Annotated in this window: 14 protein-coding genes; 5 read left to right on the top strand and 9 right to left on the bottom strand. The window is 73.3% G+C overall.

The genetic code is table 11. The features are described from left to right. Positions 1-36: 36 nt before the first annotated feature. From AOK18_RS08845 to AOK18_RS08830, 4 genes are all read left to right on the top strand, one after another. Positions 37-537, top strand: coding sequence for a 2Fe-2S iron-sulfur cluster-binding protein (locus AOK18_RS08845; RefSeq protein ID WP_079104917.1), 501 nt, complete (start codon positions 37-39; stop codon positions 535-537). Further along, positions 534-1529, top strand: coding sequence for an FAD binding domain-containing protein (locus AOK18_RS08840; RefSeq protein WP_055693935.1), 996 nt, complete (start codon positions 534-536; stop codon positions 1527-1529). The genes AOK18_RS08845 and AOK18_RS08840 overlap by 4 nt, the downstream gene beginning before the upstream one ends. Positions 1530-1552: 23 nt before the next feature. Further along, the gene (locus AOK18_RS08835; RefSeq protein WP_055693934.1) at positions 1553-3652 is read left to right on the top strand and encodes a xanthine dehydrogenase family protein molybdopterin-binding subunit; all 2100 of its coding nucleotides are present in this window, start codon (positions 1553-1555) and stop codon (positions 3650-3652) included. 399 nt (positions 3653-4051) lie between these two features. Then, positions 4052-4459, top strand: coding sequence for a RidA family protein (locus tag AOK18_RS08830; protein ID WP_055574370.1), 408 nt, complete (start codon positions 4052-4054; stop codon positions 4457-4459). A gap of 112 nt (positions 4460-4571) precedes the next feature. Here the strand turns inward: AOK18_RS08830 and AOK18_RS08825 are convergent, their stop codons facing one another. The 9 genes from AOK18_RS08825 to AOK18_RS08785 form a co-directional block, all read right to left on the bottom strand. Then, entirely contained in the window at positions 4572-5363 is a 792-nt protein-coding gene (locus tag AOK18_RS08825) for an enoyl-CoA hydratase/isomerase family protein (RefSeq protein WP_420865585.1), read from the bottom strand. Positions 5364-5368: 5 nt separating this feature from the next. After that, positions 5369-6655, bottom strand: coding sequence for a cytochrome P450 (locus tag AOK18_RS08820; RefSeq protein WP_055693933.1), 1287 nt, complete (start codon positions 6653-6655; stop codon positions 5369-5371). A 103-nt stretch (positions 6656-6758) separates the two neighbouring features. Beyond that, positions 6759-8060, bottom strand: a complete 1302-nt coding sequence (locus tag AOK18_RS08815; protein WP_055693932.1) for a cytochrome P450 family protein — start codon at positions 8058-8060, stop codon at positions 6759-6761. 103 nt (positions 8061-8163) lie between these two features. Beyond that, complete coding sequence (locus AOK18_RS08810; protein WP_055571339.1) at positions 8164-8766, bottom strand: GTP-binding protein; 603 nt, start codon at positions 8764-8766, stop codon at positions 8164-8166. Then, on the bottom strand, positions 8741-9115 hold the full coding sequence (locus AOK18_RS08805; protein WP_055571340.1) for a DUF742 domain-containing protein: 375 nt from the start codon (positions 9113-9115) through the stop codon (positions 8741-8743). Before AOK18_RS08805 ends, AOK18_RS08810 begins: the two co-directional genes overlap by 26 nt. Continuing rightward, entirely contained in the window at positions 9112-9513 is a 402-nt protein-coding gene (locus AOK18_RS08800; protein ID WP_055571341.1) for a roadblock/LC7 domain-containing protein, read from the bottom strand. The genes AOK18_RS08805 and AOK18_RS08800 overlap by 4 nt, the downstream gene beginning before the upstream one ends. Beyond that, positions 9510-10715 carry an ATP-binding protein gene (locus AOK18_RS08795; protein WP_206281512.1) on the bottom strand — a complete coding sequence of 402 codons (1206 nt, stop codon included), beginning with the start codon at positions 10713-10715 and terminating at the stop codon, positions 9510-9512. Before AOK18_RS08795 ends, AOK18_RS08800 begins: the two co-directional genes overlap by 4 nt. 414 nt (positions 10716-11129) lie before the next feature. Next, positions 11130-12224, bottom strand: a complete 1095-nt coding sequence (locus tag AOK18_RS08790) for a winged helix DNA-binding domain-containing protein (RefSeq protein ID WP_055693938.1) — start codon at positions 12222-12224, stop codon at positions 11130-11132. A gap of 136 nt (positions 12225-12360) precedes the next feature. Further along, positions 12361-12978, bottom strand: a complete 618-nt coding sequence (locus AOK18_RS08785; protein WP_079104915.1) for a DinB family protein — start codon at positions 12976-12978, stop codon at positions 12361-12363. 104 nt (positions 12979-13082) lie between these two features. On the opposite strand from AOK18_RS08785, the gene AOK18_RS08780 reads away from it, so the two are divergent. Then, the coding region (locus AOK18_RS08780) for a helix-turn-helix transcriptional regulator (RefSeq protein WP_055693936.1) at positions 13083-14080 on the top strand (998 nt) is incomplete at its 3' end.

Here is a 14080-nt window from a genome sequence, read left to right as displayed (position 1 = left end):
CCGGGCGGCGCCCCGCGGACCGCGTACCGCTCCGAAGTGACACTGAGCGTCAACGGAAAGCCGCACACCCTGCTGATCGACCACCGGCGCGTCCTGCTGGACCTCCTGCGGGAGGACCTGGACCTCACCGGGGCCAAGAAGGGCTGCGACCACGGCCAGTGCGGCGCCTGCACGGTCCTGGTCGACGGCCGCCGCGTCAACAGCTGCCTGCAGCTGGCCGTCTCGCTGGACGGCTGCGACGTGCTCACGGTGGAAGGACTCGCCGACGGCGACCGGCTGCACCCCCTGCAGCGGGCGTTCCTCGACCGGGACGCCTTCCAGTGCGGATACTGCACGCCGGGACAGCTCTGCTCGGCCGTCGGCGTCCTGGCCGAGGCCGCGGCCGGCCACCCCTCCCACGTCACCGGCCCCGCCGCGCCGCCGGGGCGGCCGGCCGCCCTGGACGCCGCCGAGATCCGCGAGCGGCTCAGCGGCAACCTGTGCCGCTGCGGCGCCTATCCGCACATCGTCGAGGCCGTGCGGGACGTGGCCCCGTGAAGCCCTTCGAGTACCTGCGGGCCACGACCGTCCAGGAAGCCGCCCGGGCACTCGCCGAGCGCCCGGACGCCCGCTGCCTCGGCGGCGGCACCAACCTCGTCGACCTGATGAAACTGGGTGTGGAGCGGCCCGGCCTCCTCGTCGAGGTGAACCGCCTGCCGCTGGACACCGTCGCGGAGCTGCCGGACGGTTCCCTGCGCGTCGGCGCGACCGTCCGCAACAGCGACCTCGCGGCCCATCCCCTGGTCCGCGGCCGGTACCCCGCGCTGTCCCAGGCACTGCTCGCCGGCGCCTCCGGACAGCTGCGCAACGCCGCCACCACCGGCGGGAACCTGCTGCAGCGGACCCGCTGCCCCTACTTCCAGGACGTGTCCAAACCCTGCAACAAGCGGACCCCGGGCAGCGGCTGCGGTGCCCGCGACGGCACGCACCGCGATCACGCGGTGCTCGGCCACTCCGACCACTGCATCGCCACCCACCCCTCGGACATGGCCGTCGCGCTCGCCGCCCTGGACGCCCGCGTGGAGCTGTACGGCACCGAGGGCGCCCGGAGCGTCCCGGCCGCGGAATTCCACCGGCTGCCCGGCGACCACCCGGAGCGGGACACCGAGATCCGCCCCGGTGAACTCGTCACCGGTGTGGTGCTCCCCGCCGCCACCGCCTCGCTGCCCTCGGCCTACCGCAAGGCCCGCGACCGGGCCTCGTACGCCTTCGCCCTGGCATCCGTCGCCGCCGTCCTGCGCCTGTCGGACGACGGCACCGTCGCGCGGGCGGGCCTCGCCTTCGGCGCGCTGGCCCACCGGCCGTGGCGGGCGTCCCGCGCCGAGGAGGCGCTGCGGGGCGGGCCGGCGACCCCGGACGCGTTCGCCCACGCCGTCGACCTGGAACTCCGGGCGGCCCGGCCCCTGCGGGACAACGGCTACAAGGTGGACCTCGCCCGCGGTCTCGCCCTGGACGTCCTGACTCGGCTCGCCGGGCCCACCAGGACCTGACCCGGCACGTCGAGGAGGACACCATGACCGGCACCGGCCCCACCCTGGGAGCTCCGGCCGAACGCCGCGAAGGACGCCAGAAGGTCACCGGCGGCGCCCGCTACGCCGCCGAGCACCCGCTGCCGGGCCGCGCCCACGCCTGGCCCGTGCCCGCCACGATCGCCCGCGGCCGGGTGACGGCCGTCGACACGGCGGCGGCCCTGGACCTGCCCGGGGTCCTGACCGTGCTCACCCATGAGGACGCGCCCAGGATCGCCGAACCCGACGACCCCACCCTGGCCGTGCTGCAGGACTCCCGGGTGCCGCACCGGGGCTGGTGCGTCGCCCTCGTCGTGGCCCGCTCCCCGGAGGAGGCCCGCGCGGCCGCCGGGGCGGTCCGTGTCGAGTACGCGGTGGAGGAACACGACGTGACCCTGAGGGCGGACCACCCCGGCGTGTACGAGCCGGACACCGCCAACGGCGGCTACCCCGCCCGCAGGGAGCACGGCGACCCCGAGGGCGCCCTCGCCGCCGCGCCCGTCCGGGTCGACGCCGCCTACCGGGTGCCGCCCCTGCACAACCACCCCATGGAGCCCCACACGAGCACCGCGCACTGGCAGGGGGACCGCCTCGTCGTCCACACCTCCAGCCAGGGCACCACCACGGTGCGCGCCACCCTCGCCGCGCTCTTCGGGACGCCCGAGGAACGGATCACCGTCACCGCCGGACACGTCGGGGGCGGGTTCGGCTCCAAGGGCACCCCCCGTCCCGACGTCGTCCTCGCCGTCATGGCCGCCCGCCGGACGGGCGGGCCCGTGACCGTCGCCCTGCCCCGCCGGCAGCTGCCCACCACCGTCGGCCACCGGGCGCCCACCCTGCACCGGATCCGCCTGGGCGCCGGGACCGACGGCCGGCTGACCGGCCTGACCCATGACGTCGTCACCCACAGTTCCCGCGTCAAGGAGTTCGTGGAGCAGGCGGCGGTCCCCGCCCGCGTGATGTACGCCGTACCGAACTCCCGCACCCTCCACCGGCTGGTACGGCTCGACGTGCCCACCCCCTCGTGGATGCGCGCCCCCGGCGAGGCGCCGGGGATGTACGCCCTGGAGTCCGCGATGGACGAACTGGCGGGCGAACTGGGCATGGACCCGATACAGCTGCGCCTCCTCAACGAACCGGACCGCGAACCGGACAGCGGCAAGCCGTTCAGCAGCAGGCACCTCACCCAGTGCCTGCGGGACGGCGCGCGGCGGTTCGGCTGGGCCGGGCGCGACCCGCGCCCCCGCTCGCACGCCGAGGGCCCCCTGCTCGTCGGCACGGGCGTCGCGGCGGCCACCTACCCCGTTCTGACGGCACCGTCCACCGCCGAGGCGCGCGCGCTGCCGGACGGAACGTTCGTCGTACGGATCAACGCCACCGACATCGGCACGGGCGCCCGCACGGTGCTCACCCAGGTGGCGGCGGACGCCCTCGGCGCGCCCCTGGAACGGGTGCGGACCGAGATCGGCGACAGCGACCTGCCCTCCGCGCCGCTGGCCGGCGGCTCCTCCGGAACCGCCTCCTGGGGCTGGTCCGTCCACGATGCGTGCGCCCGGCTGGCGGAAGCCCTCGCCGCCCGCCCGGGTCCGCTGCCCGAGGAGGGGGTTACCGCCCGCGCGGACACCACGGGGCGGGCCGACGCCGACAGCCCCTACGCGCGCCACGCCTTCGGCGCGCACTTCGCGGAGACCACCGTGGACCGCGTCACCGGCGAGGTCCGGGTGCGCCGGCTGCTGAGCGTCTACGCCGCGGGACGGATCCTCAACGCCCGCACCGCGCGGTCCCAGTTCATCGGCGGCATGACCATGGGCCTGGGCATGGCGCTGACCGAGGGCAGCACGGTGGACACCCCCTTCGGCGACTTCACCGAGTCAGACCTGGCGTCCTACCACGTGCCCGTGCACGCCGACGTGCCCGGCATCGAGGCGCACTGGATCGACGAGGAGGACGCCCACCTCAACCCCATGGGGAGCAAGGGGATCGGCGAGATCGGCATCGTCGGCACCGCGGCGGCCATCGGCAACGCCGTGCACCACGCCACCGGCATCCGCTTCCGCGAGCTCCCGCTGACGCCGGACAGGGTGCTGACCGCCCTGACGGGCTGAACGGCCCCGCCGCACGCCCCGGTCGGGGCCCGGCGGCAGCGGAGCCGCCGGTGCGGTCACCGAACGCCGCGGCAGCGCGGCCGCGCACGGCACCACGACCACCCGGCCGGGGCGGGAACGACTCCTGCGGACTCCGCCCCACGGATCCGGGCACCGCACGGCGGAACACCAGGGGCCCCGCCGCCCGCATGCTCCCTCCCCTCGGGACGTGCTCCCGCGTGACGCGGTCTCCCTGCCTGGGTCACCTTCAGGTTCCCCAGTCACCGAAAAGTGCGTTCTTCCATGTCAGCGGCCACTCTCCTACGGTTTCCGAGTAACCACAGGTGACCAAGACCGCCGGGCCTTCACCGGCCCGGCGGCAGCGGGCCCACGGGCTCACAGCACGAGGAGACAGACGGCATGGCCATCACCCTGATCAACCCCGAGGGACTTCCGGAGATCGACGTCTACCGGCAGGTGGCGATCGCGTCCGGTTCCAGGACGGTCTTCACCGCCGGACAGGTCGCGTGGGACGCCGACGGCGTCACGGTCGGCGCGGGCGACCTCGCCGCCCAGGTCGAGCAGTGCTACCTCAACGTCGCCACCGCCCTGGCCGCGGCGGGCGCCACCCTCGCCGACACCGCGAAACTGACGGCCTACGTCGTCGACTGGACCCCCGACAAGATGGCGCAGTTCATGGAGGGCGTCGCCCGCGCCGCCCGGAAGCTGGGGACCGTCCCGGCGGCTCCGGCCACGCTGGTGGGCGTACAGGCGCTGGACGTCCCCGACCACCTGGTCGAGATCGAGGCCGTCGCCGTCGTCGAGTGAGGCCGGCGCGGGCCCCGGCCGCGGCCCGCCCAAGGCGGCGGAACCGGCGACGGCCCCCGGGGATCGGCGTTCTCCGGAGGCCGGTGGGCCGGTGACGCGGTGAGGAGCCTGCTCAGCGGCTCGCGCGCGCATGGTGCACTTCGCTGGCCACCGCCGCCATCAGTTCGGGGTCCAGGACCGACGCGTCGGCGAGACGGGTCGAGGCGGTCAGGGAGTTCAGCAGCGTCTTGGTGACCCGCACGGCGGGCGGCGAGCGCCGCAGGAGCGGTCCGGCCCACTTCTCGACCGCGGCGTCGAGCGCGTCCTCGGGCACGACCCGCTGCAGGATCGACAGGTCGAGGGCCTCCTGCGCGGCGAGGGGGCGACCGGTGAGGATGAACTCGCGCACGGACGCCGCTCCGACCTCGCTGATCAGCCGTGGCAGCAGACCGCCCCACGCCGTGGGCAGGCCGAGGGCGAGTTCGGGCAGCCGGAAGGTCGCCGTGTCGGCGCCCACCCGCAGGTCGCAGGCGAGGGCGAGGGCGAAGCCGGCGCCGACGGCCCTGCCCTGGACGCGCGCGATGGTGACGGCGGGGTGGGACGTCAGCGCGTCGCACACCCGCCGGGCCTTGACGCCGGAGACACGGATGCCGTTGCCGGTGGGGTCCTGGGCGAGGTGTCCGGCGAACTCCTCGCGGTCCCCGCCGAGGCAGAAGTCCTGCCCGGCGGCGGTCAGCACCAGGACGCGCACCGAGGGATCCTCGGCGTCGAGCACGGAGAGCAGGTCGTCCAGCATGGCCTCGTCGACCACGTTGCCCCGCTCGGGAACGTTCAGTTCGACGGTGAGGACGGGACCCCGCCTGCGGGTGCGCAGGGTCTTCAGTATCCGGTCGTCGGGATCGTGGGGGTCGTCGGACAGGGGCACGGTGTTCACGCGGTCACTTTCAGGGAGGTGATGCGGCGGAAGACGACACGGGAGGTGTCGTACGAGGGGGGAGCGGAGGGCCGCAGGGTGGGGAATCGTTCCAGCAGCTGGGTGAGGAGCTCACGTGCCTCGAGCCGGGCGAGGCCCGCCCCCAGGCAGTAGTGCGCGCCGCCGCCGAAGGTGAGGTGCCCCCCGTCGCGCCGGACGTCGAAGACACCGGGGTCCGGGTTGCGGCGGGGGTCGTGGGCGGCGGAACCGTACAGCACGTGGACGGTGGTGTCCTTCGCGACGGGCACCCCCGCGAGCACGGTGTCGTCGGCGGCGATGCGGGAGTTGACGAACACGGGAGGGTCGTAGCGCAGCGTCTCCTCGATCGCGTCGTCGATGTGCTCCGGATGCCGCCGCAGCCAGGCCGCACACGACGGATCCCGGGTCAGCAGCCAGACGGCGTTGGTCATCAGCACCGCGCTGGTCTCCAGGGAGGCGATGGTGATGAACATCGTCAGGTCGTAGATGATCCGGTCCGCGGCGGCCCGGTCGTCCGGGTACCGCGCGTCCCAGTGGTGGATCCAGCCGGTGAGGGCGTCGCGGCCGGGGTGCGCGCGACGGTGCCGGATCAGCTCGGTGAAGTAGGCCCGCATCTCCAGGGTGGCCTGGGCCGATATCGCGAGTTCGCTCTTGGTGGGGAGCAACTCCTGCGCGTACACCTGCCGGTGGGTGAAGCTCAGGATGCGCGCATGGTCCTCCGGGTCGAGTCCCAGCCACCTGCCGACGGTGCGGATGGGCAGTTGCTCACCGACGAGGGTCCCGAAGTCGGCCTCCCCGTCGGCCGCCAGCCGGTCCGCGAACTCGTCGAGGAGGTCCGAGACCAGGGCGGCGATCACGGGACGCAGCTCCTCGAGCGCGGAGCGGTCGAAGGGATTGCCCAGAGCCCGGCGCTGGCAGGTGTGGGCGGGTGCGTTGAGCCGGGGCAGGGTCCTGGTCATCTCGCGGGTGGCCGGGGCCTCCCAGCGCCTCTGGTCGGGCTGGCGCTCCTGCCAGGCGAAGTCGGGGACGAGCCAGTTCCTGCCGCGCAGGACCTGGCTGCACGCCTCGAATCCGGTGACGAAGTAGCCGCCCCACGGGGCACGTACCACGTCCCCCATGGAGCGCATCTCCTCCCAGATGGGGAGGGGGTCGGCCTGTCCCTCCTCGGAACGCAGTCGACGGAGGAGGGAGATGACGGCTCGGCGGTCGGTGGACGTGGTGCCGGGAACGGTGCTGATGCCACCTATGTCGCCAACGGCGGTCACGCGGGGCTCCTTTGGCTGGACGCTACCGGGTTCCGCCGGAACCTACCCTTCCATCCTCCTCCGTCATGCGCCTCAGAGTGTTGCTCCTGTCACATGCGGTACATCAGACACGGAAGACGTCGAGGAAACTGCTCCAGAACCCCCGCTTGCGTCCCGGGTCCCGCCGCACCGGGGCGGACGGCGCCACGGCCACGGGCTGCTCCGCACCGGGCATCGAGGCGCGGTTCTGCAGAGCCGCCGCCATGCGCGTGGCCGGGGACGGGCTGAAGGTCGCGGGCAGCGTCACCAGGGCCCGGTGGAACGGCCCCGGCCGCCACTGCAGTTCCTCCCGGGGCACGGCCAGCGCCAGGTCGGGCAGCGCGTTGAGCAGCCGCTCGATCGCGGTGGTCGCGATCACGGTCGCCGGGTCCTTGGCGGGGCAGGCGTGCGGTCCCGCCCCCCACGCCAGATGCGCGCCCTTGCTGTGGGCGCGGCGGGCCTCGGCGAGCGCGGGGTCGCCGTTGGCGCCCGCGAAGGAGATCACGACCGGGGTGTTCGCCTCCACGACGTGGCCGCCCAGGTCGACGTCCTGGACCGGGTAGTGGGTCGCGTAGTTGGCGATCGGGGTCTCGTTCCACAGCACGTGGTCGAGGGCCTCCTCGATCATCATGCCGCCCTGCCGGCCGCCCGCGCCGGACAGCATCAGCAGCAGCGCGTTGCCGATGAGGTTGCGCTCGGGCTCCACCCCGGCGCCCATCAGCATCACCAGCTGGTCCTTGAGCTCCTCGTCGGTCAGCCCGGCCGGGTGCTGGATCAGCCACGAGGTGACGTCGTCGCCCGGCTGGCGCCGCTTGAGGGCGATCAGCTCCATGAGGCAGGCGGTGAGGTCCTCGTTGGCGCGCAGGGCGTCCTTGCCGTCGAAGATCGCCGACATCGAGGTGGTGAGGGTGTCACCGATGTCCGCGGGGCAGCCGAACAGCTTGTTGAACAGCAGCAGCGGCAGCAGCTTGGCGTAGTCGTTGAGCAGGTCGGCCCGGCCCCGCTCGCTGAACTGGTCGAGCAGGTAGTCGGCGATCGGCTCCACGTCGCGGCGGACCCGCGTGATGTTGAGCCTGGCCAGGCTGTCGGTGACCGCCTTGCGCAGCCGCAGGTGCACCGCCCCGTCGGTGAACAGGCAGTTCGGCCGGTACGCCATCATCGGCAGCACCGGGTTGTCCATCCCGATGCGCCCCTCGTTCAGGGCCTTCCAGCGGCGGGCGTCGCGGGCGAAGAGCTCGGTGTTCTGCAGGACGCGCAGTGCCATCTCGTGCCCCACGACCAGCGTGGCGTCCGCGCCCGGGGCGAGCTCGACCGGGCCGGCCGGGGCGTGGGCCCGCAGCCGGTCGTAGAGCGCCTGCGGATCGGCGGCGAACGAGGCGTCGTGCATGGGGCATCTGCTGCCCGCGGGCGCAGATGTCTGCTGAAGATCCATGAAGTCTTCCTTGGTGAACCGGGAGCGTCGGCTCTCGGACGGGGTGGGCGCGGGAGGGTCAGGCCGCGCGCTCGAGCAGGTGCCGGACCAGTGCGATCAGCGCCTCGGCGGAGGACCGCTGGTCGCGGGCGTCGCAGTAGACGACGGGGGTGTCCGGGAGCAGGTCGAGCGCCTCACGCACCTCCGCCTCGCTGTAGGCGGCGGACTGGTCGAAGGTGTTCACGGCGATGGCGTACTCCAGGCCGTACCCCTCGACGAGGTCGATGACGGGGAACGTCTCCTCCAGCCGCGCGGGATCGACCAGCAGCAGCGCTCCCAGCGCGCCGCGGGCCATGTCCTCCCACAGCTGCATGAAGCGCTGCTGCCCCGGTGTGCCGAAGAGGTACAGCACCAGGTCTTCGCTCAGCGTGAGGCGGCCGAAGTCCAGGGCGACCGTGGTGGTGGTCTTGCCGGTCACGCCCCGCAGGTCGTCGACGTGCACGGAGGCCTGGGTCATCTTCTCCTCGGTGCGCAGCGGAGTGATCTCCGACAGCGACCCGATGAGTGTCGTCTTGCCCACGGCGAAATGCCCGACGACGAGGATCTTGGCGGCGTTGGTCACCGCGCTGGAGACGTAGATGGAGCCCTGGGCCGTCTCAGCTGATGAGGGATTGGAGTCCATGCAGAACCTTCTCGAGGGTCGCTCTGTCAACGTTCTGGGCCCGGGGCGGCTCGGCGCGGTGGAGCAGGTGCCCCTGTTCCGACAGGTCGGTCAGCAGCAGGCGGGCCACCCCGACCGGCAGTCCGAGGTGGCCCGCCACCTCGGCCACCGAAAGGTAGCCCCCCGCGCACAGTTCCCAGATCGCCGTCACTTCGGGCCCGGCCCCGAGCGGAGGGGTCCGCTCGGGAGCCAGCGTGACGAGGGTGTGCAGTGCAAGATCGTCCGAGGACGGCAGGCTCCGTCCGCCGGTGATGACGTAGGAGCGGACGAAGTCGCTGGAGACGGATTCCTCCTGGCCGGGATCCGTCACGAGGCGCCGCCGCCGGCCGAGCGCGGTGCGACGCTCATCGCCTTGCTGAGCGCCACCACCGTCTTCTGCATGCGGAACGACACGGCTTCCATGTCGACGTCGGGAGCCGCCGAGACGGCCAGGTAGGCGCCCTGGCCGGCGGCGCTCAGGAAGATCCAGCCCCCGTCGTACTCCAGCAGCGTCTGCTTCCAGACGCCGTTGCCCGAACCGACGAAACCGGCGACCGCGCGGCTGAGGGACTGCATGGAGCTCATGGCCGCGGCGTTCGTCTCCGCGTCGTCGCGCGAGATGTCGTCCGAACGCTGCAGCAGCAGGCCGTCACCCGAGACGAGGACGGCGTGGCGGGCACCGCGCACCTCGAGCACGTCGTTCAGCACCCACGACAGGTCGGTGTTCACCGCTGATCAGGTCCTTCCATGGTGTTCGTGATCCGGCCGAGCTGGGTGCTGCGGGCGAACGCGCCGAGGCGCGACGCGGTCACCTCGCTGGCCTGCTCGGGTGTGGGCTCGTCGGCAGTGGCCGGGGCGTCCGGCGAGGGCACCACCGAGATGGGTCCCTGCCGCCGGCGCCGCTTGGGAAGCCCGCCGTTGGTCCTGCCCACCACGTGGGAGGGGCCCACCGGGACGGGAGCGAGCCGCTGCGGGGCGGCCTCCTCGTCGGAGGTCTCCCGGACGGGCTCGGCGGGTGCGGGCGCTTCGGTGGCGAGGAGGCTTTCCGGTACACGGATCACAGCACGCACTCCGCCGTAGGGGGACACCGAGCCCACGGAGACGGCGAAGCCGTACCGCGCCGCGAGCATGCCGCACACCGCGAACCCGAACCGGGGCGGATCGCCCAGACTCGTGATGTCGACCGCGCCCTCGGGGGACAGCAGCGCCGCCGCCCGGTCCTTGGTCTCCTGGTCCATGCCCAGCCCGGCGTCGTCGACGATGAAGCACACGCCCGTCGGCACCGCCTGGATGTTGACCTCGACCGGCGTGCCCGGAGCGCTGTAGGTGGTCGCGTTGTCCAGCAGTTCGGCCAGCACGACGGCCACCGGTTCGACGGCCTTGGTGGAGACGGAGACGCTGACCTGGGCGTGGATGCCGACCCGGTTGAAGTCCTTGATCCGCCCCTGGGCGCTGCGCGCCACGTCGTACACGGTCGCCGCGCCGTCACGCCGGCCCAGCCATCCGCCGCACAGGACCGAGATGCCCTTGGCCCGGCGGCTGAACTGGCTTCCGGTGTGGTCCACCGCCATCAGGTCGGCGAGGACCTCGGTGTCGTTGCCGTACTTCTTCAGCAGCTCGTCGAGCAGCAGTTGCTGCTCCTCGGCGAGGGACTGCAGCGTTCCCATCGCCGACTTCAGCACGGCCTTGGTCGACGACTCGGCATCCGCGCGGACGTCGGCGAGGTCGCCCTGGTGCCGCGCGTTGAGCGCGGTGATGTGTGCCTGCTGCTGGGCGAGCTGCCCCTGAGTCTGCCCCAGGCTTGTCTCCAGGTCCTTCCTCGTTCTGCGGAGCGCCAGATTGGTTCTCCGCGCCCTCATCACTGCGAACACCGCAGCGATGAGCACTACCAGCAAGATCCACAACAGTGGATCCCGGATCAATGACGTCATGAGACTCTCTTCAAGTCGCACCGCGCCGGAAGTGCGGAGGGTCCACCGGTCCCTGTGGGACGACCCGGCCGCCGAACGGCTCGGGCCCACGGGTGGAGCACACCTCACTCCTTGGCGATGGGGCCTTAGAGACTGTCCCCCGTACGCGTTCATGACGCGCCGTCAGTCTGCTGAAAGTCTGATGATCTTATCAGCTGCATATGCACAAAATGCATGCCTCATGAGTCGCCCGGTGACCCTCACCAGACCCTCACAGGTACGCCTTCCGCCTGCCACCGGAGCGGAACGCGCGCCGCCGGATCCGGAGGCGGCCGGACCGGAACCGGAGGGGGATCCCGAGGGGGCCCGCGGGTGAACCGGGCAGGTATCCGCCCGGTTCACCCCTCAAGTGACGGCCCGTCAGAAACCCGGTGGTCAGGACGCGTCGAACCGCACGCGGTCGCTGTCCCGGTCGGAGAGGAACGAGGCCAGGGCGCTCCCCTCCTCGGCGACGGCGGCCCGCTCGGCCCGGGAGAAGCGGCGCAGCGGGGTGACCGCCACGGCCCCGTCCTCGAACTCCCAGGTCGCGGCGACCCGGCCGTCGACCAGCACCATCCGGGCGCCGGTGACCGACAGACCGCGGTGCGCGTCGTCGATGACGCGTCCGCGGTCGTGATAACCGAGGACCGCGTTGTCGAACGCGGGCAGGAACCGCACCGGCGCCGGCGTCGCGGCGTCGGGGCGCGGCAGACCGGGCAGGTCCAGCAGCTCCCGGCCCCGTTCGTCGCGGAACGACACCAGTTCCCCGCGCATCGCGGCGACCGCGGCCGGCAGCCCGGCCAGACCGGACCACGCGCGCAGATCGGCCGTGGCCGCGGGACCGTACGCCGTCAGATAGCGCCGTACCAGCGCCCGGCCCACCGGGTCCGAACCGTCCGCGGGGAGCGGGTCGACGTCACGGCCCAGCCACGAGGCGACCAGGGCGTTGCACACCCCGCCCTTCGTCCGCCACACCCCGCGCGGCGGCAGCTGCACCACCGGGATCAGGGCGGCGAGCAGCATCTCACCCAGCGCGCGCTGCCCCGGCTCCGGCCGGCGCCCGGCCAGCTCCCGCGCCAGGGCGCCCATCGAACGCGGCTCCCCGTCGGACATCACCTCCCTTCCCATCAGCTTGAGTTCATCGAGGTCGATCCCGGTGAACTCGCGGCGGTACACGCCGAGGACCCGCTGGCGCAGCATGGCGTCGTGCCGGGCCCGCCACGCCAGCAGGTCGTCGGCCGTGACGAGATGCACCGTCCGGCGCATCAGATGGGCCCGCACCACCCGCCGCCCCGTCAGCAGCCCCGACAGCTCCGACGCCTCGAACCCCCGCAGCCGCGACCAGAGCCCGGTGAACGGTTCCTGCGGTTCCTGCGCCTGCAGACCCCCGAGGTGGGCCACGGCGTCGAGCGCCGGCAGCTCGGCGCGGTCGAGCAGCAACTGCCGGGCGAGCGTCGCGCGGTTGAGCGCCCGGACGTCCAGCACGGTCACCGGACGGCCCCGCGGCACGTCGGTACCTGATGCGTCACGATGACCTCGTTCCTTCCGGCTTCCTTCGATTCCGTGCGGCGGACCGGCCGTGTGCCGGGCGGGGCGGGCCGGGGGAGCGGCCGGCCCCGCCCGCCGGTCAGCTCGACCTCTGTCCGTCCAGCGTCTCGCGCAGGATGTCCGCGTGCCCGGCGTGCTGGGACGTCTCCGCGATGAGGTGCGTCAGCACCCGGCGCACGCTGCGCACCGCTCCCGGCTCGTTCCACGGCGCCTCGGGCAGCGGATGCGCGGCCGACAGGTCGGGCACGGAGGCGATGATCTCCTCGCTCCGGGCGGCGACCCGCTCGTACCGCGCGAGGATCCCGGCCAGGGTCTCGCCGGGCAGCATCCGGAAGGCCTCGTGGTGGTCGATCGCCCACTGCGGGAGTTCGCGCGCGGTACCGGCCGCGAGGTCGGCCCAGGTGACGCCCTCGGGCAGGTCGTGGCGCATCGCCGAGGGGCCCTCGAGGACGAAACGCATCCATCCCTCCTCGACGGACGCGACGTGTTTGACCAGACCGCCCAGGCACAGCGTGCTGACCGTGGGGCGCTCGCCCGCCTGCTCGTCGCTCAGCCCCCGCGTCGTGGCGGTCAGGGCGGAGCGGGCGGACGCGAGCGAGGCGAGCAGGTCGACGCGTTCCTCGTCGGCGGCGGACCGGAGAGCGCTCGGGGTGGTGACGCCGGTCGTGCCGGTGGTGTCCGTCGTGGAGGTGCTCATGATGGGGATGCCTTCCGGGTCGTTCGTGCCGTGATGCGGTACGGGACCACCGTGACAGCCGTAGAGGTCAGGGTGTGTCCTCTACCCGGGGCACCATGGACGCCATGCCGAAGACATCAGCGCGACTGCTGGCCCTGCTCTCCCTGCTCCAGGCACGCCGGGACTGGCCGGGGGCGTTGCTGGCCGAGCGGCTGGACGTCAGCCCGCGCACGGTGCGCCGGGACGTCGACCGGCTGCGTGAGCTCGGCTATCCCATCGCGGCCGTCAAGGGGCCCGACGGCGGTTACCGGCTCGGAGCCGGCGCGGATCTCCCGCCGCTGCTGTTCGACGACGAGCAGGCCGTCGCCCTCGCGGTCGCGCTCCGGATCGCCGCCACCACCGGCGCCGGCATCGAGGAGGCCGCGGTACGTGCGCTGAACACCGTCCGCCAGGTGATGCCGGCCAGGCTGCGCCACCGCGTCGACACCCTCCAGGTCACCGCCGTCGGGCAGCCGGGAGCCCACCCGGACTCCCGGGTCGGCAGCGACGTGCTCGTGACACTCGGCGAGGCGGTCCACGCCCGTCAGGTACTGCGCTTCGACTACACCCCCGCCTTCCCGCCCGACACCGCCGCACCGGACCCGGCGGGGCCCCCGCCCCGCCGGGTCGAGCCGCACCACCTCGTCGCCCGGGGCGGACGCTGGTACCTCGTCGCCTGGGACCTGGACCGCGGGGACTGGCGCACCTTCCGGGCGGACCGGATCACCCCGCGGACCCCCGCGGGGCCCCGTTTCACCCCCAGGGAACTGCCCGGGGGCGAGGTGTCCCGCTTCGTCGCCGCCGGGTTCCGGGGCGCCGGCGGGTCGGGGGAGTGGCCCTGCCGGGGACAGGTGATCCTCGACCTGCCCGCCGCCGAGGTGTCCCCCTACGCCCGCGACGGGGTCGTCGAGGAGATCGGCCCCGGCCGCTGCCGGCTCACCCTGGGAGCGTGGTCGTGGGCGGGTCTCGCCGCCACCATCGGCCTCTTCGACGCCGGCATCGAGGTCGTCGGCCCGCCCGAACTCAGGGCGGCCTTCGCCCGTCTGGGCCGCCGGTACACCGCCGCCGCGACCACCCCGCCCAC

The sequence above is a fragment of the Streptomyces prasinopilosus genome, assembly GCF_001419695.1.
Taxonomy (GTDB): Bacteria; Actinomycetota; Actinomycetes; order Streptomycetales; family Streptomycetaceae; genus Streptomyces; species Streptomyces prasinopilosus.
This window is presented reverse-complemented; position numbering and strand designations above follow the sequence as displayed.

Excerpts from the sequence above, each read along its gene's own strand:
- AOK18_RS08835 (WP_055693934.1), top strand. The coding sequence starts at position 1,553 with ATGACCGGCACCGGCCCCACCCTGGGAGCTCCGGCCGAACGCCGCGAA.
- AOK18_RS08785 (WP_079104915.1), bottom strand. The coding sequence starts at position 12,978 with ATGAGCACCTCCACGACGGACACCACCGGCACGACCGGCGTCACCACC.
- AOK18_RS08795 (WP_206281512.1), bottom strand. The coding sequence starts at position 10,715 with ATGACGTCATTGATCCGGGATCCACTGTTGTGGATCTTGCTGGTAGTG.
- AOK18_RS08830 (WP_055574370.1), top strand. The coding sequence starts at position 4,052 with ATGGCCATCACCCTGATCAACCCCGAGGGACTTCCGGAGATCGACGTC.
- AOK18_RS08810 (WP_055571339.1), bottom strand. The coding sequence starts at position 8,766 with ATGGACTCCAATCCCTCATCAGCTGAGACGGCCCAGGGCTCCATCTAC.
- AOK18_RS08815 (WP_055693932.1), bottom strand. The coding sequence starts at position 8,060 with ATGCACGACGCCTCGTTCGCCGCCGATCCGCAGGCGCTCTACGACCGG.